General features: G+C 67.4%; 20 protein-coding genes. 3 read left to right on the top strand and 17 right to left on the bottom strand.

What is annotated here, in order from left to right:
* Positions 1-12 precede the first annotated feature (12 nt).
* The 3 genes from ON40_RS30525 to ON40_RS30535 form a co-directional block, all read right to left on the bottom strand.
* Positions 13-456 carry an OsmC family peroxiredoxin gene (locus tag ON40_RS30525; RefSeq protein WP_040828322.1) on the bottom strand — a complete coding sequence of 148 codons (444 nt, stop codon included), beginning with the start codon at positions 454-456 and terminating at the stop codon, positions 13-15.
* Between the two features lie 226 nt (positions 457-682).
* Positions 683-1,531, bottom strand: coding sequence for an ABC transporter permease subunit (locus ON40_RS30530; RefSeq protein ID WP_040828323.1), 849 nt, complete (start codon positions 1,529-1,531; stop codon positions 683-685).
* A gap of 53 nt (positions 1,532-1,584) precedes the next feature.
* A complete protein-coding gene (locus ON40_RS30535) occupies positions 1,585-2,499 on the bottom strand; it encodes an ABC transporter ATP-binding protein (RefSeq protein ID WP_040828324.1) in 915 nt (304 codons plus the stop codon).
* Positions 2,500-2,785: 286 nt separating this feature from the next.
* Between ON40_RS30535 and ON40_RS30540 the strand changes: the two genes are divergently transcribed.
* From ON40_RS30540 to ON40_RS30550, 3 genes are all read left to right on the top strand, one after another.
* Entirely contained in the window at positions 2,786-3,982 is a 1,197-nt protein-coding gene (locus tag ON40_RS30540) for a sensor histidine kinase (RefSeq protein WP_040828496.1), read from the top strand.
* The gene (locus ON40_RS30545; RefSeq protein WP_040828325.1) at positions 3,979-4,656 is read left to right on the top strand and encodes a response regulator transcription factor; all 678 of its coding nucleotides are present in this window, start codon (positions 3,979-3,981) and stop codon (positions 4,654-4,656) included. The genes ON40_RS30540 and ON40_RS30545 overlap by 4 nt, the downstream gene beginning before the upstream one ends.
* 84 nt (positions 4,657-4,740) lie before the next feature.
* Positions 4,741-5,535: an LLM class flavin-dependent oxidoreductase gene (locus ON40_RS30550; RefSeq protein WP_040828326.1), complete on the top strand. Its 795-nt coding sequence runs from the start codon at positions 4,741-4,743 to the stop codon at positions 5,533-5,535.
* A gap of 15 nt (positions 5,536-5,550) precedes the next feature.
* Here the strand turns inward: ON40_RS30550 and ON40_RS30555 are convergent, their stop codons facing one another.
* The 14 genes from ON40_RS30555 to ON40_RS30620 form a co-directional block, all read right to left on the bottom strand.
* Complete coding sequence (locus ON40_RS30555) at positions 5,551-6,366, bottom strand: TrmH family RNA methyltransferase (RefSeq protein ID WP_040828497.1); 816 nt, start codon at positions 6,364-6,366, stop codon at positions 5,551-5,553.
* 94 nt (positions 6,367-6,460) lie between these two features.
* Positions 6,461-9,007, bottom strand: coding sequence for an ATP-dependent Clp protease ATP-binding subunit (locus tag ON40_RS30560; protein ID WP_040828498.1), 2,547 nt, complete (start codon positions 9,005-9,007; stop codon positions 6,461-6,463).
* A gap of 243 nt (positions 9,008-9,250) precedes the next feature.
* Positions 9,251-10,192, bottom strand: a complete 942-nt coding sequence (locus ON40_RS30565) for an esterase/lipase family protein (protein ID WP_040828499.1) — start codon at positions 10,190-10,192, stop codon at positions 9,251-9,253.
* A 247-nt stretch (positions 10,193-10,439) separates the two neighbouring features.
* On the bottom strand, positions 10,440-11,063 hold the full coding sequence (locus tag ON40_RS30570; RefSeq protein ID WP_040828327.1) for an FHA domain-containing protein: 624 nt from the start codon (positions 11,061-11,063) through the stop codon (positions 10,440-10,442).
* Between the two features lie 227 nt (positions 11,064-11,290).
* The gene (locus ON40_RS30575; RefSeq protein ID WP_040828329.1) at positions 11,291-11,656 is read right to left on the bottom strand and encodes a histone-like nucleoid-structuring protein Lsr2; all 366 of its coding nucleotides are present in this window, start codon (positions 11,654-11,656) and stop codon (positions 11,291-11,293) included.
* Between the two features lie 116 nt (positions 11,657-11,772).
* Positions 11,773-13,239: a lysine--tRNA ligase gene (gene lysS, locus ON40_RS30580; protein ID WP_040828330.1), complete on the bottom strand. Its 1,467-nt coding sequence runs from the start codon at positions 13,237-13,239 to the stop codon at positions 11,773-11,775.
* A gap of 298 nt (positions 13,240-13,537) precedes the next feature.
* On the bottom strand, positions 13,538-13,960 hold the full coding sequence (locus tag ON40_RS30585; RefSeq protein ID WP_040828500.1) for a rhodanese-like domain-containing protein: 423 nt from the start codon (positions 13,958-13,960) through the stop codon (positions 13,538-13,540).
* Between the two features lie 10 nt (positions 13,961-13,970).
* Positions 13,971-14,663: a cysteine dioxygenase gene (locus ON40_RS30590; RefSeq protein WP_063713116.1), complete on the bottom strand. Its 693-nt coding sequence runs from the start codon at positions 14,661-14,663 to the stop codon at positions 13,971-13,973.
* A gap of 171 nt (positions 14,664-14,834) precedes the next feature.
* Entirely contained in the window at positions 14,835-15,653 is an 819-nt protein-coding gene (locus ON40_RS30595; protein ID WP_040828331.1) for a type III pantothenate kinase, read from the bottom strand.
* A gap of 7 nt (positions 15,654-15,660) precedes the next feature.
* Positions 15,661-16,080 carry an aspartate 1-decarboxylase gene (gene panD / locus ON40_RS30600; RefSeq protein ID WP_040828332.1) on the bottom strand — a complete coding sequence of 140 codons (420 nt, stop codon included), beginning with the start codon at positions 16,078-16,080 and terminating at the stop codon, positions 15,661-15,663.
* 13 nt (positions 16,081-16,093) lie between these two features.
* Positions 16,094-17,050: a pantoate--beta-alanine ligase gene (gene panC / locus ON40_RS30605; RefSeq protein ID WP_040828333.1), complete on the bottom strand. Its 957-nt coding sequence runs from the start codon at positions 17,048-17,050 to the stop codon at positions 16,094-16,096.
* Positions 17,050-18,030, bottom strand: a complete 981-nt coding sequence (locus tag ON40_RS30610) for a Rossmann-like and DUF2520 domain-containing protein (RefSeq protein ID WP_051193772.1) — start codon at positions 18,028-18,030, stop codon at positions 17,050-17,052. Before ON40_RS30610 ends, panC begins: the two co-directional genes overlap by 1 nt.
* A 148-nt stretch (positions 18,031-18,178) precedes the next feature.
* Positions 18,179-19,057: a DUF6779 domain-containing protein gene (locus ON40_RS30615; RefSeq protein ID WP_085997823.1), complete on the bottom strand. Its 879-nt coding sequence runs from the start codon at positions 19,055-19,057 to the stop codon at positions 18,179-18,181.
* A gap of 72 nt (positions 19,058-19,129) precedes the next feature.
* Positions 19,130-19,597, bottom strand: a complete 468-nt coding sequence (locus ON40_RS30620) for a DUF3180 domain-containing protein (protein WP_040828504.1) — start codon at positions 19,595-19,597, stop codon at positions 19,130-19,132.
* Positions 19,598-19,607 lie beyond the last annotated feature (10 nt).

The following is a 19,607-nucleotide window of genomic DNA, read 5'->3' on the forward strand; positions in this document are numbered from 1 at the left end:
CCGCGCGATGCCTCAGCCCTCGAAGCTCGCGTCCAGCTCGATGGTGCCGACGCCGGCCAGCGCCTTGCTGATCGGGCAACCGGCCTTGGCGGCCTCGGCGGCCTTCACCGCGCCCGCGGCGTCCAGTCCGGACACCCGGCCCCGGACGGTCAGCTTGATGCTGCTGAGGCGGAAACCGCCCGCCGGATCCGGTCCCAGCGTCACATCCGCGTTGACGTCCAGGCTCTGCACGGTGCCGCCGGCATTGCCGATCTCCGCGGAGCACGCCATCGCGAAACAGGACGAATGCGCCGCCGCGATCAGCTCCTCCGGGCTGGTGGTGCCCTCGGCGGTGTCGGCCGTCCGCTTGGGGAACGACACGTCGAACGTGCCGACTCCGGAACTGGCCAGTTCGACCCGGCCCGAGCCGTCCTGCAGTCCTCCGGTCCATGCGGTGCGTGCGCTACGTGTTGGCATCACGGTCCTTTCTGTATTTTTGGCCTCCGCTTCGCTCCGGCGGGTTTGCGGCGCTCTGAGGCTTGCCGCTCGGCCCCGCGTCGGGTACTCGTTCCTCGCACCCGCCACGCGTCCGAGCGGCAAGCCGCGCCGCAAACCGGAGGTTGGCGTTGTCCGGCATCGACGTTGTCCGGCATCGACGTTACTCGGAGTTCGACGTCATCCGGGAGTCGACGATGATTGCGGCTCAGGCCATGTCGCGACGGTGCAGCAACCACATCATCGCGACCGCGAAGACGACGATGTAGACCGCGAGGACCACGAAAGATGCGGGGCGCGAGAGGATGTCGAGCACACCCGGGGTCGGCTCCCCGGAGATCGTGCGCATCGCGCCGGCGAGCGAACCCGCCGCGGTGCCGGGCAGGTGATCGGTGATCGCCCGGATCGGCGCGAAGATCGAGGCGACGCCGCGCAGCAGATTCTCCACCACCAGCACCCACACCAGCCCCAGCCCGACGGCCAGCGCCGGACCGCGAGCCAGCACGCCGATCACCGCGCCCGCCAACGTCCACATCCCGAGAATCACTGCACCCGTGAGGATTCCGAGCAGCGAGCGTCCGGCACCGGGCAGCGCGAGCGACTGATGCTGCACCGTGCCGATGATCGCGGCCACGCCGGTGTCGACCACGAACGCGGTGAGCACCAGCGCGACGACCACCACCGCCAAGGCCAGCACCGTCCCACCGGCCACCCTAGCGCGCGAGGGCCCCTGGGTGAAGACGGTCTTCCAAGTGCCCCAGCCGTATCCGCTTCCGGTCACCAACGCACCCAGCACCAGCATCAGTGCGCCCCCGAACATCGCCATACCCTGCGTGAACACCTCGGGCACCGCGGCGGGCAGCATCTGCTGCAACAGGATCGCCCGAGGCTGCCCGTTGGACATGCGCATCGACGAACCCGTCGCATAGGCGAGATAGTTGAACAGATAGGCGAAGACCAGGTTCAGCACGATCCAGGTCCCCAGGATGATCCAGAAGGCGGGCCAGCGGCGCAGGCGGGCGAATTCGGCTCGGGTGCAAGCGATCAGGTCGGTCATGACAGGTTCTCCGGCTTCGTCGTCTCGAACAGCGGGCACAGCCTCCACCCCGGTCACGACACACGCTCCAGCGTCGTCAACTCGAAGAAGACCTCCTCCAGCGACCGCTCGTCGCTGCGCAGTTCCAGCAGGTCCGCACCGGACGCGACCACCGCACGAGCCACCTCGGGCGCCATTGCCACACCGGCATCGACTCTGATGCCGCCGGTGGTCAGCAGTGCGGTGCGATCCCCCAGTACGGCACGGACCGCAGGGAAGGCCAGTTCCACCGGTTCGGCTCGCAGGAAAAGCGTTGTCGTGCCGCGTAATTCGCGCACCGTCGATTCGGTGAGCAGGCGGCCCTGCGAGATGACGCCGACGCGGTCGCAGATCTCCTGCACTTCGCTGAGCAGGTGCGAGGACAGCACGACGGTGTGCCCGTCGGCGGCGAGTCCGGTGATGAGCTCACGCATCTCGGCCATTCCGGCCGGATCCAGGCCGTTGGTGGGTTCGTCGAGGATCAGCAGATCCGGGTGCCCCAGCAGGGCCGCGGCGACCCCGAGACGCTGTTTCATCCCCAGCGAGTAGGCGCGGAACCTGTCGTTCCCGCGGGCGGCCAGGCCGACTCGGTCGAGCGCCTCCTCGGCGTCGTCCCGGGTACAGCCCCGATAACGCGCCAACACCCGCAGATTGTCCCGGCCGGACAGGTACGGGAAGAAGCCCGGCCCCTCGATCAGCACCCCGATCCGGCGCAGCGCCGCGGGATCGCCGGGACGCCGCCCCAGGACGCTCGCGTGGCCCGAGGTCGGCCGGATCAGGCCCACCAGCATGCGCAGCGTGGTGGTCTTCCCGGCCCCGTTCGGTCCGAGGAAGCCGTAGATCTGCCCGGCCTCGACGGTCATGCCGACGGCGTCGACGGCGGTGTGCGTGCCATAGCGTTTGGTCAGCGCCTCGGTGCGCACGACCGCTACGGGATCCGATTCGTTCATGCTTCGAGAATCCGCCCGCGACCTGGCCGGGCACATCCGCCGACGAGCGTGACCGGGCGTACGTATCCGGACGTAACCCATCTCCCGCAATGACCGAACCGGCACAATCGGACCATCCGGATACCACGCGCCACACGTGGCGTCCGGCACCAGCGCGATCGGACCCGTGCACCCGAACACAACCCGCCCCGACGTCCGGGAACCGGCGCGATCGGACCGTACGTATCTGGACGTAATTCGCTGCGCGGGGCGTCCGGAACCGACGAAGCGGCGTTACGGTTCGATTGTGGAAGCGCGCGTGCGACCCAGTGGCCGGGTTCTGTTGCCGACGCTGATCGCCGCCGTCGTCCAGGTGGGGGCGGGTGCCAAGGCGAATGCGCACTGGCACGCGACCGGCTCGCGGGAGCTGGATGCCCTGGGGTATGCGCTGCTGCTGGCGGGTCCGGTGCTGCTGCTGGCGCGGCGCGCCTATCCGCGCGCGGTGCTGTACGCGGTGCTGGTCGTCACGCTGGCCTATCTGGTGCTGGGATACGGGTACGGCCCGATCTTCATCGCGCTGGCGATCGCGTTCCTGGCCGCGGCCCGACGTGGTTCGCGCTGGTGGACCTATCCGATCGTGCCGCTGGGATATCTGCTGATGGTGTGGCCGGCGCCGTTCACGCACGGGCATCCCACCAATTACTGGCAGATCATCGGGCTGTTCGCCTGGCTGTCGGTGCTGGTGGCGCTGGCCGAGGGGATTCGGCAGCGGCGTGCGGTGCTGATCGCCCGGCGGCAGCGGGCCGAGGCCGCCCAGCGGAACGAGCAGGCCGAGCGAGCGCGCGAGCAGGCCCAGCGCGAACAGCGGGCCACACAGGAGCGTCTCGCGATCGCGCGCGAGCTGCACGACGTTCTCGCGCACAGTCTTTCACTGATCAACGTGCAGTCCTCGGTGGCGCTGGAACTGCTCGACCGCAAACCCGAACAGGCCGCGACGGCGCTGGCCGCGATCAAAACCGCCAGTCGCGACGCGCTCGGCGAGGTGCACGCGCTGCTGCAATCCATTCGGTCGGGAGCGGAAACCGTTGCCGCACCGACGAGTCCGGCCGTGCGGGTGGGCGATCTCGACGCATTGATCGAACCCGCTCGCTCGGCGGGCCTGCTGGTCCGGACCGAGGTGACCGGCGATCCGGTGCGACTGCCCGCCGTCCTGGACGTGGCTGCCGCCCGGATCGTGCAGGAATCGCTGACCAACGTGCTGCGGCACGCTTCCGGCGCGAGTGCCGTTGTCGGCGTGCACTATTCCCCGGACGAGCTGCGCGTCGTGGTCGAGAACACCGCACCCGCGAATACTCCACAACCATCCACAACCCCGGGCGGCAACGGCATCCCGGGCATGCTCGAACGCGCACACGCACTCAACGGTGAGCTGTCCGCCATCGCGTTGCGCCACGGCGGATTCCGCGTGACCGCACGTCTTCCGATTCCCCAGGAGCCCCGATGACCCCCGAACGCCACGGTATCCGAGTTCTGGTGGCCGACGATCAGGCGCTGGTGCGCGGCGGATTCGTCGCCCTGCTGGACGCGCAGGAGGGCATCCGGGTCGTGGGCGAGGCCGACAACGGCGAACAGGCCGTGCGGATGTCCCGGGAACTGACGCCCGACGTCGTACTGATGGATATTCGGATGCCGTTGCTGGACGGTCTGGCCGCCACCCGCGCGATCGCGGCCGATCCCGCATTGAGCGCGGTGAAGGTGGTGGTGCTGACCACCTTCGAACTCGACGAGTACGTCTTCGAGGCAATGCGTTCGGGCGCAACGGGATTCCTGGTCAAGCACACCGAACCGGCCGATCTGGTCCGGGCGGTGCGTGTGGTGGCGCAGGGCGATGCGCTGCTGTCCCCCGGTGTGACTCGCCGTCTGGTCGCCGAATTCGCCTCCCGCGCGAAGCCCGCGCCCACGGCCGAGCTCTCCGAACTGACCGACCGCGAACGCGAGGTGATGGCCCTGGTCGCCGAGGGCCTGACCAACGCCGAGATCGCCGAACGCCTGTTCATGAGCCCCGCGACCGCCCGCACGCACGTCAGCCGAATCCTGTTGAAGCTCAACGCCCGTGACCGGACCCAACTGGTCGTGATGGCCTACGAGTCGGGGTTGGTGCGGCCGGGCTGGCAGTAGCGGATCGGCCGCGCCGATCCGGGAATGATCGACCGGTTCCGGGGCGCTGAGTGACAGACACGACATTTTTTCGCAGGAGGTTCGATGACCATTCGATTCGGCACGATGCAGGCCCCCGGATCGGCGGCGGACTGGCTGGAGACCGCCAGAAACGCTGAGCGACAGGGCTATCACACGATCCTGATGCCCGATACGCTGCGCACCGCGTCCCCCTTTCCGGCCCTGGCAGCCGCGGCGGCGGTGACCACGACCCTGCGCGTGCGCCCGAACGTCATCGCGGCGCCGCTGCGAACGGCCGCGGTCGCGGTGCGGGAAATCGCCGCGCTGCAACAACTTTCCGACGGACGCTTCGAACTGGGCATCGGCATCGGACGCCCCGATGCGGTACAGGAGGCCGAAAAGCTCGGCAGGCCCGGTGGTTCGGCATCCGAGCGACGCACGCATCTGATCGAGATCGTGGCGGCCGTGCGGGCCGAGGTCGACCCCGCGCCGCCGGTCATGATCGCCGCCTCGGGTCCCCGCATGCTCGCGGCAGCCGGGCGGATCGCCGACCGCGTCCTGCCCGCACTGCATCCCGCCGCCACCGAGAAGGACCTGGCCGGGATCATCGCCACCGTGCGTGAGAATGCCGATCGCCCGGTCGCATTCACCGGTCAACTGATCGGCATCGGCGATCAGCTGGCCCCGCCGCCGGGCAACTGGCAGGTCCCGACCGCCGCCGAACTGCGCGAGGCAGGTGCGGTCGGTCTGCTGCCCGCCGACCCCGCCGAGGCCGCCGCCGTTCTGGAATACCGCCGCGACACCTATGGCATCGATGAGGTGATCGTCCCGGGCGCACTGGCCGAGGCGTTCCAGCCGATCCTCGATCGCCTGCGCTGAACGACGCGTGCGGCGCTAGCGCTGAACGGCGCGGCGTTGCCGGGCCGCTTCGTACAGCAGGACCGATCCCGCGGTGGCGGCGTTGAGGCTGCTCGCGCCGCCGCCGATCGGGATGCGCACGATGTCGTCGCACGCCTCGCGCCAGCGCGCGCTCAGGCCGCTGGTCTCATTGCCGATGACGATCAAACGCGGCCCGGTCAGGTCGTAGTCGGCGATATCGGCGGTGCCGTGCTCGTCGGTTCCGACGATGCGCAGCGGAGTTCCCGCCCGCTGCCGCTCGTGTACCCAGGCCGATACTTCATCGGTGGATCGAGCCCGCACCACCGGCAGGCTGAACAGCGAGCCCGTACTCGCCCGCACCGCTTTCGGATCGTAGATATCCGCGGCATGACCGGTGACCACGACGGCGGACGCACCGAAGGCATCGGCCGAGCGAATCAGCGTGCCGACGTTCCCCGGGCTGATCGGCCGATCGAAGACGATCCCGAAAAAGTCCGGCCCACAAGTGATTCGGCCGAAATCATCGGGCCGGGCCACACCCACCGCGATCAGCTCCGGCTCACCGGACCCCCGCTCCCCCAACTCGGCCAGCAACTCCGGCGCGACATCGATCACCTCCGCGTCACTGTCCCGGATGATCCCGCGTGCCCATTCGGACAGCTGCCTGCCCTCCGGCCGCAACAGGCTCTCGAACCGCCACCCGTTCGCCGCCGCCAGCGAGATCGGCCGCACCCCCTGAATCAGGAACACCCCGGCCCGCTGCCGCTTGTTGCGATTCGTCAGCAACGCCTCCCACTGCTGAAACCTGGCATTTCTGACGGTGACCTTCAGCGTTCGGCCTTCCTGTCGGGGTCCGGACGTCGCCCGGACATGGGCAACGGCCCCTTCCCGAAAGCGGGAAGGGGCCGTGCGACGGTACTGCCTATTACTCTCCGGCCGCGGTGGCGGATTCACCGGCGAGCGCTGCCACCGGCTTCTCCTCCTCTTCCGCGGGCTTGGCGGGCTTGGCCCGACCGACGAAGGTGAACTTGGCGTCCTCGCCCTGGCCTTCGCCGTCCCAGCCCTCGACGGCGACCGAGACGATCTGGCCGGGGCCGATCTCGCCGAAGAGGATCTTCTCCGACAGCTGGTCCTCGATCTCGCGCTGGATGGTCCGGCGCAGCGGGCGAGCGCCCAGCACCGGGTCGAAGCCGCGCTTGGCCAGCAGGCTCTTGGCCTGCTCGGACAGCTCGATCTCCATGTCCTTGTTCCGCAGCTGGGTGGCGACGCGGTTGATCATCAGATCCACCATCTCCACGATCTGCTCGGTGGTGAGCTGGTGGAAGACGATCACGTCGTCGATGCGGTTCAGGAACTCGGGACGGAAGTGCTTCTTCAGCTCGTCGTTGACCTTGAGCTTCATCCGCTCGTAGTTCGAGCCCTCGTTGTTGGACTGGGTGAAGCCCAGGCCGACGGCCTTGGAGATGTCCGAGGTACCGAGGTTCGAGGTGAAGATCAGCACGGTGTTCTTGAAGTCGACCGTGCGACCCTGACCGTCGGTGAGGCGGCCGTCCTCCAGAACCTGCAACAGGGTGTTGTAGATCTCCTGGTGGGCCTTCTCGATCTCGTCGAACAGCACGACCGAGAACGGCTTGCGGCGCACCTTCTCGGTGAGCTGGCCGCCCTCCTCGTAGCCGACGTAGCCCGGAGGGGCGCCGAACAGCCGCGAGGCGGTGAAGCGGTCGTGGAACTCGCCCATGTCGATCTGGATGAGCGCGTCGTCCTCGCCGAACAGGAAGTTCGCCAGCGCCTTGGACAGCTCGGTCTTACCGACACCGGACGGACCGGCGAAGATGAACGAGCCCGAGGGACGCTTCGGATCCTTCAGACCGGCGCGAGTGCGGCGGATGGCCTTGGACACGGCCTTGACCGCATCCTCCTGGCCGATGATCCGCTTGTGCAGCTCGTCCTCCATACGGAGCAGACGGGTGGTCTCCTCCTCGGTGAGCTTGAACACCGGGATACCGGTCCAGTTGGCCAGCACCTCCGCGATCTGCTCGTCGTCGACCTCGGCCACGACGTCCAGGTCACCGGAGCGCCACTGCTTTTCGCGATCGGCGCGCTTGGCGACGAGCTGCTTCTCCTTGTCGCGCAGCCGCGCGGCCTTCTCGAAGTCCTGCGCGTCGATGGCGCTTTCCTTCTCCCGGCGCGCGTCGGCGATCTTGTCGTCGAATTCACGCAGGTCCGGCGGTGCGGTCATGCGACGGATGCGCATCCGGGCGCCGGCCTCGTCGATCAGGTCGATCGCCTTGTCCGGCAGGAACCGGTCGTTGATGTAGCGATCGGCCAGCGTCGCGGCCGCGACCAGCGCGGAGTCGGTGATCGAGACGCGGTGGTGCGCCTCGTACCGGTCCCGCAGGCCCTTGAGGATGTTGATGGTGTGCTCGACGGTCGGCTCGCCCACCTGGACCGGCTGGAACCGGCGCTCCAGGGCGGCGTCCTTCTCGATGTACTTGCGGTACTCGTCGAGGGTGGTCGCGCCGATGGTCTGCAGCTCGCCGCGGGCCAGCTTGGGCTTGAGGATCGAGGCCGCGTCGATCGCGCCCTCGGCCGCGCCCGCACCGACCAGCGTGTGCAGCTCGTCGATGAACAGGATGATGTCGCCGCGGGTGTTGATCTCCTTGAGCACCTTCTTCAGGCGCTCCTCGAAATCACCGCGGTAGCGGCTGCCCGCGACCAGGGAACCCAGGTCGAGGGTGTACAGCTGCTTGTCCTTCAGCGTCTCGGGGACCTCGCCGTTGACGATGGCCTGGGCCAGGCCCTCCACGACGGCGGTCTTACCGACGCCGGGCTCACCGATCAGCACCGGGTTGTTCTTGGTGCGGCGGCTCAGCACCTGCATGACGCGCTCGATCTCTTTCGAGCGGCCGATGACCGGGTCGAGTTTGCCCTCGAGCGCAGCCTGGGTCAGGTTGCGACCGAACTGGTCGAGCACCAGCGAGGTGGACGGGGTGCCCGACTCGCCGCGCGAGCCCGACTCCACCGGCTCCTTGCCCTGGTAGCCCGAGAGCAGCTGGATGACCTGCTGACGCACCCGGTTGAGGTCGGCGCCGAGCTTGACCAGCACCTGGGCGGCCACGCCCTCGCCCTCACGGATCAGGCCGAGCAGGATGTGCTCGGTACCGATGTAGTTGTGGCCGAGTTGCAGCGCCTCGCGCAGGCTCAGCTCCAGCACCTTCTTGGCCCGCGGGGTGAACGGGATGTGCCCGGACGGGGCCTGCTGGCCCTGGCCGATGATCTCCTCGACCTGGCTGCGCACACCCTCCAGCGAGATGCCGAGCGACTCGAGCGACTTGGCCGCGACACCCTCACCCTCGTGAATCAGACCCAGCAGGATGTGCTCGGTACCGATGTAGTTGTGGTTGAGCATCCGGGCCTCTTCCTGGGCCAGGACAACGACACGCCTCGCGCGGTCGGTGAACCTCTCGAACATCGCTCCCTCACTCTCCTGCTCCGACATTCCGGCATCCGGCGCTTCAGACGACTGAGCGCAAGCCTGCCATGAAGCCCTGGGGTTGCATCCCCCGCCTCCACTCTAGTTGGCCGGGGTCGCGGGCGTCGTCCGTCCACCCTATTGCGAACGGGCGACAACTCGACTCATTCATGCATAACGCGACGGTCCCCGTAATCGTTTCCGTCCCAACTATGCCCACAGCGAACAGGGAACGCCTCGCAGTTATCCACCGGTCAGCGGGGCGATGAAGTGACAGGGCACCGGTCGCGGATGGCCCGGATCCAGGGCGTTCAGGGCGAAGGTTGCCGCGCGGGCGCTGCCCGCTATACCCGCATGTTCCGAGTAGTCGGCTGGACAACCATCCTGGACGAGAATGTTCGTGGTGCGCGGACCGGGGACCAGGCCGACGGTGTACGGGACGACCGCCTCGTCGTAGCGGGTCTCGATATTCGTATAGGTCACGTGCGGGTCGTAGACGCCGTCCGCGTCGAACGAACGCACGAACTCCGAGGTTCCGGCCATCTCACCGCAGGACCGGCAGAGGTTCGCGCTGATCAGAGCGTCCACCGCGGGTTCCGCGCCGAGCCCGCGGGCGAGCGCGCGCACCGGATCCGCCACCGGGCCGTAGGTGCCGAGCCAGGGCGCGGCGATGGCGACGAACCGGTTCACCTCGCTCGCACCGCCGAGCCGCTTGATGAAATAGTTGCCGACCAGATTGCCCTGCGAGTGCCCGACCAGATCCACCTGCGCCGCGCCGGTGGCCGCCAGCACCCGGTGCACGAAGGCCGCCAGCTGAGCCGAGCTGTCCTCGATCGGAGCCATCCCGCCGATCGCCGAGAGCGGCCACGGCATATCGAGCGCACCATAGGTCAGCGCGTAGACGCAGTACCCCGCATCGGCCAGCAGCGGCGCGTACACGCCCCAATTGGTTTGCGCCCCACCGCCCGTGCCGTGCACCAGCACGACCGGATCCGGATGCGCGGCACTCGGACGGCAGGACCGGTCGTTGGATCCCGGCAGCGAACCACCCGGATGAGCCAACTCGTCGGGGATGCCCGAGAAGAAGTCGTAATCCACCGGATAGTCGGCGGTGGGCCCCGGCGCGGCAGGTTCTCCCGCCGCTACTCCTGCGGCACCCACCCACAAGACGGTCGACACCGCCATGATCAGCAAGGATCCGGGCAACCTACGTGGTGGCGGTATACGCATGAGCACTCCCGAGTCGATACGCACCCCAAGGCTAATTGGAACGCGTTCTACTCGAAGCACGAATGAGAAAACCACTACCCATTCGTGTCACAACACCATTCGCACACCTGATTCCGTCAAGCCCGTTGAACACCAACACCAGGTTTGCGGAGCGGTGAGCCTCAGAGCGCCGCAGACCCGCCGGAGCGAAGCGGAGGCCGAATTACAGATCGCGGTCGGCGATGATGCCGCTCTGGATGGCCAGGCCGGCGAGGCGGACTCGCTTCTGGTTCTGCGGGAGGTCTTCCACGCCGAACTTCGAAAACAGCGTGCGCAGATGGGTTTTGATGGCGTCGACGCTCAGGAACAGCTCGTCGGCGATCTGCTGATTCGATGCGGGCGTGGCGAATCCGGCGTTGTTCTTGTACGGGCGGCACAGCGCGATCAGCACCGCGCGCTGGGTATCGGTCAGTGAGCGCAGCGTGGGGAAGGTGCCCGAGGAGATACGCGTCGCGTCATCGGCCGCGCCGCCGTAGTCGTGGAAGGACACCAGCGAGGTGCCCACTCGGATCCGGTCCCCGGCGGCGAGGCGGCGGCGGCCCGCGAGACGTTCGCCGTTGACGAAAGTGCCGTTGCGAGAAAGTCCGTCGTCGACGATGGTCCACTGCGCGCCGAGATACTCCACTGCCGCGTGTAGTCGGGAGACCTCCGCATCCCAGGACAGCGTCAGATCCGCCTGCGGTGAGCGGCCGATGGTGATGCGCTGCTGATCAGGACTGAGTGTCAACTCCTGTTGACGACCTGTATCGTCGGCGAAGCGCAGGAACGATCCGCGAAAACCGCTCACCGTGACGACACCTCGGTCATCGGAACCAACGACGTATTCTGCACAGTTTCCATGGTGCCGCGCCCTCCCAGCACGAGCAAGATCGTAAAGCGGATACCCCCGCAAGTAGGGTCACCGGTTATATCCGATATGCATGAAAACGCCGCCGCTGTCCGGATGTCGCACGATTCCTCCGGACCGCGGCGGCACAATGGGAACAACCCGTCGGCTTCCCGGCGGCCGATGAACTAGCTGGCGCGACCGACTTCCTTGTTGTACGCATCGGTGATTTCCGCGGAGATACGTCCGCGGGCGGAGACCTTGTGGCCCTTGCGGCGCGCCCATTCACGAATTGCCGCACTCTGCTCGCGATCCATCGACACGCGACTCTTCGGCGCGCCGGCGCTCACTGCGGCCTTGCCGCTGCGCCGACGGCCGCTCACCCGACGCGCACTGGCGACCCAGGTTTCCAGGCCGTCACGCAGCTTCGCCGCGTTTGTCGTGGACAAGTCGATCTCGTATGAAACACCGTCGATCGCAAACTCGATGGTCTCATCCGCGATGGACTCACCATCGACATCGTCGATCAGGCTAACGGTGACCTTCTTTGCCATGAGATGAACGTCCTCTCGAAATCGTGCGACCCGCATACTAGGCCGATACCCGAGTCGAGAATACCTCGAATTCGGAAATTTCCAAGCCGGGGTCAGTGCAATGAATCCGGTACGACTCAGCGCGCAGCCGGACGCACAATTGGGAACAGTATCGTTTCTCGGATTCCGAGACCGGTCAACGCCATCAGCAAGCGATCGATTCCCATACCCGTTCCGGTGGTCGGCGGCATACCGTGTTCCATCGCGGCGAGGAAGTCCTCGTCCAACCGCATCGCCTCGTCGTCACCGGCCGCGGCCAATCTGGCCTGATCCATGAACCGCTCGCGTTGAATGACCGGATCCACGAGTTCGGAATAGCCCGTTGCCAACTCGAAGCCGCGGACGTACAGATCCCACTTCTCGGTCACTCCGGGCACACTGCGATGCTGTCGGGTCAGCGGTGAGGTCTCCACCGGGAAGTCGCGCACGAAAGTCGGCGCGTAGAGCTTGTCGCCATAGACGTGCTCCCACAGTTCCTCGACGAGTTTGCCGTGCCCGTAGCCCTTGCCCTCCGGAATTTCCAGACCGACCTGTTCGGCCAGCGCCAGCAATTCCGGTACGGTCGTTTCCGGAGTGACCGGCACACCCAGCGAGTCGGACAGCGACGGGTACATCTCCACGGTGTTCCACTCGCCGCTCAGATCGTATTCGGTGCCGTCGGCCAGGGTGACCGCCTGCGTCCCGAATGCCTCCTGCGCGACCTCCTGGATCAATTCCCGCGTCATCCGCGCGGAATCGTCGTAGGTGCCGTACGCCTCGTAGGTTTCCAGCATCGCGAACTCGGGGGAATGCGTGGAATCCGCGCCCTCGTTGCGGAAGTTGCGGTTGACCTCGAAGACCTTCTCGATACCGCCGACAACGCACCGCTTGAGGAACAGCTCGGGCGCAATGCGCAGGTACAGATCGATATCCAGGGCATTGGAATGGGTCACGAACGGACGCGCCGCCGCACCGCCGTGCAGGGTCTGCAGCATCGGTGTCTCGACCTCGAGGAAACCCCTGCGCTCCAACGCATTTCGCACCGCACGCACGACCTTGACGCGGGTGCGCGCCATTTCCCGGGCTTCCGGTCGCACGATCAGATCCACATAACGCTGCCGGACCCGGGACTCCTCGCTCAACTCCTTGTGCGCGACCGGCAGCGGGCGCAGCGACTTGGCGGCCATCGACCAGGAATCGGCCATGACGCTCAATTCACCGGTACGCGAGGAGATCACCTCGCCGTGCACGAATACGAAGTCACCGAGATCCACATCGGCCTTCCAGGCCGCCAGCGCATCGGCGCCGACGCCGTTCAGGCTGATCATCGCCTGCAGCTTGGTTCCGTCGCCCTCCTGGAGCGTGGCGAAACACAACTTGCCGGTATTGCGCACGAATATGACGCGTGCGGCGACGCCGACCGTCAGACCGGTCTGCGTATCGGGTTCCAGATCGGGATAGGCCGCCCGGATTTCCGCGAGTGTATGTGTGCGCGGAACCACGACCGGATACGGTTGCACCCCCTCCTCGAGCAACCGCTCACGCTTGTCCCGGCGAATCCGCATCTGCTCGGGGACATCGACTTCCGCTGCGGCAGGACGGCTTTGCCCCGCGGGTTTCGAGCCCGCAGCGCGACCGGATGACGGGGTGTTCGGGGTGCTCACGGCACATACCCTATCGTGCTCGGGAAATCGTTCGACGCGCCGCCCGAGCACTACCGGGCCGCACCCCGCCGACGGCATTTCCGGCGCCTCGACAGGTATGCGCGAGCGGGCACGACGAAACACGCCGGAAAGGTGATATTCCGGACACCAACCCGAAATCTATTGCGCCGGTCCGCCGTTCGTCTCGGGAACCGGAGAATTACAGCGAGACGAGCGCGCCGACCTCACGGCTGAAGTGTGTGGCACCCGCCGCCACCGACAGCAGCCCGGCCGCCTTCAGCGCCTGATATCCACCCACCAGATCGGTGGCCCGGCGCAATCCGAGCCGCTGCAGCGACGCCGCGGCCAGACTCGAGGTGTACCCCTCCGAGCACACGATGATCCATTCCACGTCGTGATCCGCGGCCAGCGCCAGACGTGCGGAACTGGTCGGATCCAGCCGCCATTCCAGCACATTGCGTTCGATCACCAGCGCGCCCGGCAGAGTGCCCTCCTTACCGCGCTGCGCCTGCGGCCGAATGTCGACCAGTAGCGCGCCACGCTCGATCGCCTGCGGCAATTCGAACGCGTAGATCCGCGCCAGCCGAGCGCGGGCCTCGTCCAGCATGTCGTCGATCGTCAGATGGGTCATTTCACATCGCCTTCGGGGTATGTGTGGCGGCGCCCGGGTTCGACGGCAGGATGCCGCTGGTGGCCGTGTCGGGCTCGGGCTCGTCGGTGAGTACGGTCCGGGTGCGGCGCAGCGTGCCGTGGCCGGTGACCTCGTAGTAGGACATGGCGGACAGAGGTGGGGAGTACGCGTGCACGGACAACGTCGGATCCATCGGCCCGAGTTCGGCTTTCGCGCCGGGCACCAGATCGGGGGCGCGCACCACGTCGTGCACCCAGCCGAGCGGGAACGACGCCTGATCGCCCGCGGTCAGCGTGCGCTCGCGCAATTCCCTTCCGTTCCAACGGAATTCCGATAACGCGCCGCTGAGCACGGTGAGCGCGCCCAGCGACCCGGCATGATCGTGCAGTTCGGTGGAGTGGTCCGGCACCCAGCTGATCAACCAGACGTCCACCTCGTCGTCGGCGAGCAGCCTTGTTGCCCAGCGGTTTTCGGTGGGCCAGATGCCGCCCGCCGGGAACAGGTGGTCGTACCGACCGGCCAGCACATCCTCGGCGCCCTCATCGGTCAGGCGCAGCAGATCGGCCGGGCGCAGCCGCGTGGGCAGCGCCGAGGCCACGGCGCGATCGGTGATATCGGTGGACAGCCGGGAATTGGCGGCCGAGAAATGCGACGGAACGACGCGTGCGGGACGAGTGATACCTGCGGAACGCATGAGGGAGGCTCCAGGAGAAGTGGCGGTCGGGGGCGGATACGAAGCCCCGACATCAGCCGAGGCGAATCAGCCTCGACAACACTCCTGGATGCTCACGCGGTGGGACACGAGCGCAATAGTAGCAGCGGATCGCGGCAGCGCACACCACGGTGTGGCCGATCCGACAATCCGCTACTTGTACGGCCGCGCTCGCACCGAACCGCCCGAACGCTGCTGGTTGCGCTCGTAGACCAGACGCAGGCCCTCGTGCGTCAGATGCGGCTCGTGATGGTCGATGGTCTCCGATTCGGGCACGATCAGCGGCGCGCTCGGCCCGGTCGCGACGATCGCGACGTCATCTCCGGCGAAGGTGTCGAGTTCGTCGCGAATCCGATCGATCAGACCGTCGACCAGACCGGCGAAACCGAAGATCGCCCCGGACTGCATGCACTCCATACTGTTCTTCCCGACCACCGAGCGCGGACGGGCGAGTTCCGCGCGACGCAGCGCCGTACGCGCCACCAGCGCCTCGGTGGAGATCTCCACTCCGGGCGCGATACTGCCGCCGAGGAATTCCCCTTTGGCCGAGACCAGATCCACGCAGACCGCGCTGCCGAAATCGACCACGATCGCCGGAGAATTGAAACGCTGATATGCCGCAAGACAATTCACGATGCGGTCCGCGCCGACTTCCTTGGGATTGTCGACCAGCAGCGGAATTCCGGTCCGCACGCCCGGCTCGACCAGCACATGCGGCAGATGCCCCCAGTACCGGCTCATCATCTCGCGCAGTTCGCGCAGCACCGGCGGAACCGTCGAGAGCGCCGACACCCCTACGACCTGCTCGATCTGCTCACCGACCAGCCCGCGCACCTGCATCGCGAACTCGTCCGCGGTCAACAGCGGATTGGTGTGCGTGCGCCAGGTCCGCACCAGCTTCGCATGCTCTCCGCTGCCGGAGAACAGGCCGATTTCGATACTGGTATTGCGCACATCGATGGTCAGCAGCATCGGGTGCTCAGGCCGGGGTGAGCGAACGCGGGGAGGTCAGGCCGGAGCCCTCCGGAGCGTGTGCCGGGTCGGCGCCGAGGTGGACCGGCCGGTTGTGTTCGTCGACGAACACCACGTGCGGGGTGTATTCGCGCAGTTCGGCCTCGTCCATCATGCCGTAGGCGATGAGGATGACCAGATCGCCCGGATGTACCAGATGTGCTGCCGCGCCGTTGATTCCGATCACTCCGGAGCCGCGTTCACCGGCGATCACGTAGGTCTCGAGGCGGGCGCCGTTGGCGATGTCGACGATGCAGACCTGCTCGCCCTCGAGCAGATCCGCGGCGTCCATCAGATCCGGATCCACGGTCACCGAGCCGACGTAGTGCAGGTCGGCCTGGGTCACCGTGGCGCGGTGGATCTTCGACTTCATCATGGTGCGCAACATCGTCGTCGTCTTCCTATGCGGTCGCCGGAGCGTGGTCGGGGGTGGTCGGGTGGCCGTCGATCGGAGCGCCGATCGTGAGCGGCATGTTGTCGATCAGTCGCGTCGCACCGACGCGGGCGGCGACGAGCAGGCGGGCGTTGCCGTTCCAGGCCGTACTTGCCTGCGCCGCACCGGATTCCGGAATCGGGCGCAGGTCCGCGGTGCGCAATTCCAGATAGTCGATCTCGATATCGGAGCCGCTGTCCAGGACCGCGCGCGCGGCCGCGAGCACCCCGTCGGGCCCCAGGCCCGCGGCGTGCCGGCCGGCGGTCAGCGCCGCGGACAACGTGACCGCCAGATCGCGCTGCACCGGATCCAGATAGCGATTGCGTGAGGACATGGCCAGCCCGTCCGATTCGCGGACCGTGACCACCGGAACGATCTTCACGTCGAAATTCAGATCCCGCACCAGCTGCCGGATCAGGGTGAGCTGCTGATAATCCTTCTCGCCGAAGAACGCCTCGTGCGGTCGGGTGATCTGCAGCAATTTGCTCACCACCGTCAGAACGCCCGCGAAATGCGTTGGGCGGGAGGCACCTTCGAGTTCCGAGCCGATCGGGCCCGGATGCACCGAGGTGCGCGGGCCGTCCGGGTACATATCGGCCGCACTGGGTGCGAAGACCAGTTCCACGCCTTCACCGCGCAGCAGTTCCACATCGGCGTCGAGGGTGCGCGGATATTTGTCCAGATCCTCGTTCGCGCCGAATTGCAGCGGATTGACGAAGATCGAGACGATCACGACCTGATTGGTGCGCCGCGCCTGACGGACCAGTTCGAGGTGTCCGTCGTGCAGTGCGCCCATGGTCGGCACCAGCGCGACCTTGCGGCCCACCGAGCGCAGCGCGCCCGATACCGCGGTCACCGTCGCCGGATCGTGCAGGACGGTCAGCTCGCCGGGTTGGTACGCGCCGCGCAGTTTCGGATCGAACATCAGCTGTGCCTTTCTTCCGCCTGATCGGCGCCCTCGATGGTCGCGTGATGCGGCGCACCAGGTTCGCAATCTTTCAGCAAATGGAGCAGATCGCCGTCCGCGCGCACCCGTTCGGCCGTGCGCAACGACAGTGCGCGATAGCCCGCGGCCAGCCGTGGATCGGTTTCGGCCAGGGCTTTCAGGTGCGCGGCCACCGCGTCGGCGTCACCGCGCGCCACCGGACCCGTCAGCGCGGCCTGTCCGCGACGCAGCGCGTTCTCCAACGCGGCCGACGCCAACGGCGCGAGCATGCGCTCGGCAAGCCCGTTCGGCTCCTCGCCGACCAGTTCCTGGCCGAGCAGTCCCGGACCGGTCAGCGCGGCGCGCAGCGCGGACACCGCGTCCACGACCAGGGTGAGCAGATGATTGCTGCCGTGCGCGAGGGCGGCGTGGTACAGGGTGCGGTGTTCCTCCGCCACCCGGACCGGTTCGCCGCCCATCTCGATCACCAGCGACTGCGCGATCGCATAACCGATCTCGTCGGCCGCGGTGATCCCGAAACAGGCGTTGGCCAGGCGGGTCAGATCCTCGTCGTGGCCGGTGAACGTCATCGCGGGATGGATCGCCAACGGCAGCGCACCCCGCTCGGCCAGCGGTCCCAGCACGCCGACGCCGTTCGCACCCGAGGTGTGCGCGACGATCGTGCCCGGCCGCACCGCCTCCGCGGCCGCGAGCCCGGCCACCAGCGCGGCCAGCTCACTGTCCGGCACCGCCAGGATCAGCAGTTCACTGCGCCGGGCCACCTCCTCGGCGGGCAGAATCTGCGAATCCGGCAATCGGGTGCGGGCACGCTGTATCGAGGCATCCGAGATCGCGGATACCCCGAAAACGATGTGACCGGCGCGTTCCAGTGCCGCGCCCACCGCCGAGCCCACGCGTCCCGCCGAGACGATTCCCACCGTCAGCCGTGCGGGCGCAGGGTCGGCCCCTGAGACAGGCATGTCCGAGGTCACCATTGTCCTCTCGAAGTCGTTCCAGTCCCGCGACTACGGCGGGTACCGGACGTTACGTTCCCGAGAATAGAACCCCGCAGCTCACGCGACCAGAGCCACCCCCGGTGACATTCGCCGCACTATTGCCCCGGCCGAATCAGCTCGCGCCGCGCTCGGATTGCAGGTTGGCCATGATCTCGGCGACCGAGAGTTTGCGACCCGAGTAGCCGTCGCCGGAATCGGCGAGGCGCCGGCGGCGGGTGGTGGAACGGATCGGGGTCGGGCCGGGCGCGGCGTCCGCGGCGTGCGCGGCTTCCTCGGGGGTGAGCCCGAAGTTCGCGGCGTCCTCGGCCTCGGCGGCGGCCAGGTCCTCGGCGGTGACCACCGAGGTCTCCGCGGTGACCGGCTCGTCGTCCGGGCTGGCGAACGCGGGCGGTTCGGGGTGGTCGGGTTCGAAGACCGGCGTCACCGGATAGCGGGCGACGACCGGGGAACTCCAGGCGTCCCAGGTATCGGTTTCCTCCGGGTTATCGTTCGCCGGGGCGTGCGTCGCGGCGGATGCGCCGGGCAGTTCCTGCAGGCGGATCGCGTCGGCGCGCAGGGCCGGGCGCTCCGCGAGCAGATCGCCGTCGAACAGGCGCTGCAGACTCTCGCGCAGCACGGTCAGTTCCGCGCGCAATGCGGCCATCTCACCGGCGTCCGCGGCGACCTCCTGCCGGACGCGGGCCTCGACGCCGAGCTCGTACTCGCGCCGGGCGGTGACCTCGCGCTCGAGTTGCAGCTTGTACACCGTCCGCAGATCCCGCACCTTGGCCTGGTCGATCGCGGCCTCACGGCGATAGCGGGACGCGGCCAGCGCGCCGATGACCGCGGCCCACAGCGCCACGACGAGACCGACGCGGATCAACTGCAGACTGCTGCTGAAAATCAGGAAAGCACTGGCGATCAGACCGAGCAGAATCAGACCGCCGATGATCAATTTCCCCGCGTCAACCCGTCGGCTGCGGGAAGTACTGCTTCGGGCGGGTGGCACCATGCCGACAGGGTAGCTTGCGTTCGGGGTTCCGGCTCGCAGCTCAGGGGGTAAATCCGGGCATGAAGTTTGCCGTTAAGTAGCTGGTTCGTCGGGCGGTTCACTGGGCGCCCGGCAGCAATACTCCAGCCACAGAGCCGCCGCGACGAGCGCCACCCCGGCGATCAATCCGACGATCGCACCCGGGGTATCCGAACTCGCCGCACGCAGCGTCGAATGCTGCGGCAGCGCCCAGATCAAGAAGCCCAGCCACACTCCCGCCGCCAACGAACCCACCTGAGCCGACGCCTTCGCCAGCGCGACAGCGCGCGCCGCGGTAATCGGATGCAGTTGCTTGGGCCCGTCGCCGATCCGCTGATCACCGACCCGCGCCCGAATCACGAAGGCCAGCACCGCATCGAGCGCGGCCACCGGATACAGCGACGCACCCGCGATCACCGTGATCGGCGGAAAACTCGAATACGCCCAGCGCGTCGCGATCCAGGCGACCACCGCGGCGATGAAGACGTTCGCGGTCAGATCCAGGATCTTGGTCGGCTTCATGACGTTCATG

Source organism: Nocardia jiangxiensis NBRC 101359, from assembly GCF_000308615.1.
GTDB classification, from domain to species: domain Bacteria; phylum Actinomycetota; class Actinomycetes; order Mycobacteriales; family Mycobacteriaceae; genus Nocardia; species Nocardia jiangxiensis.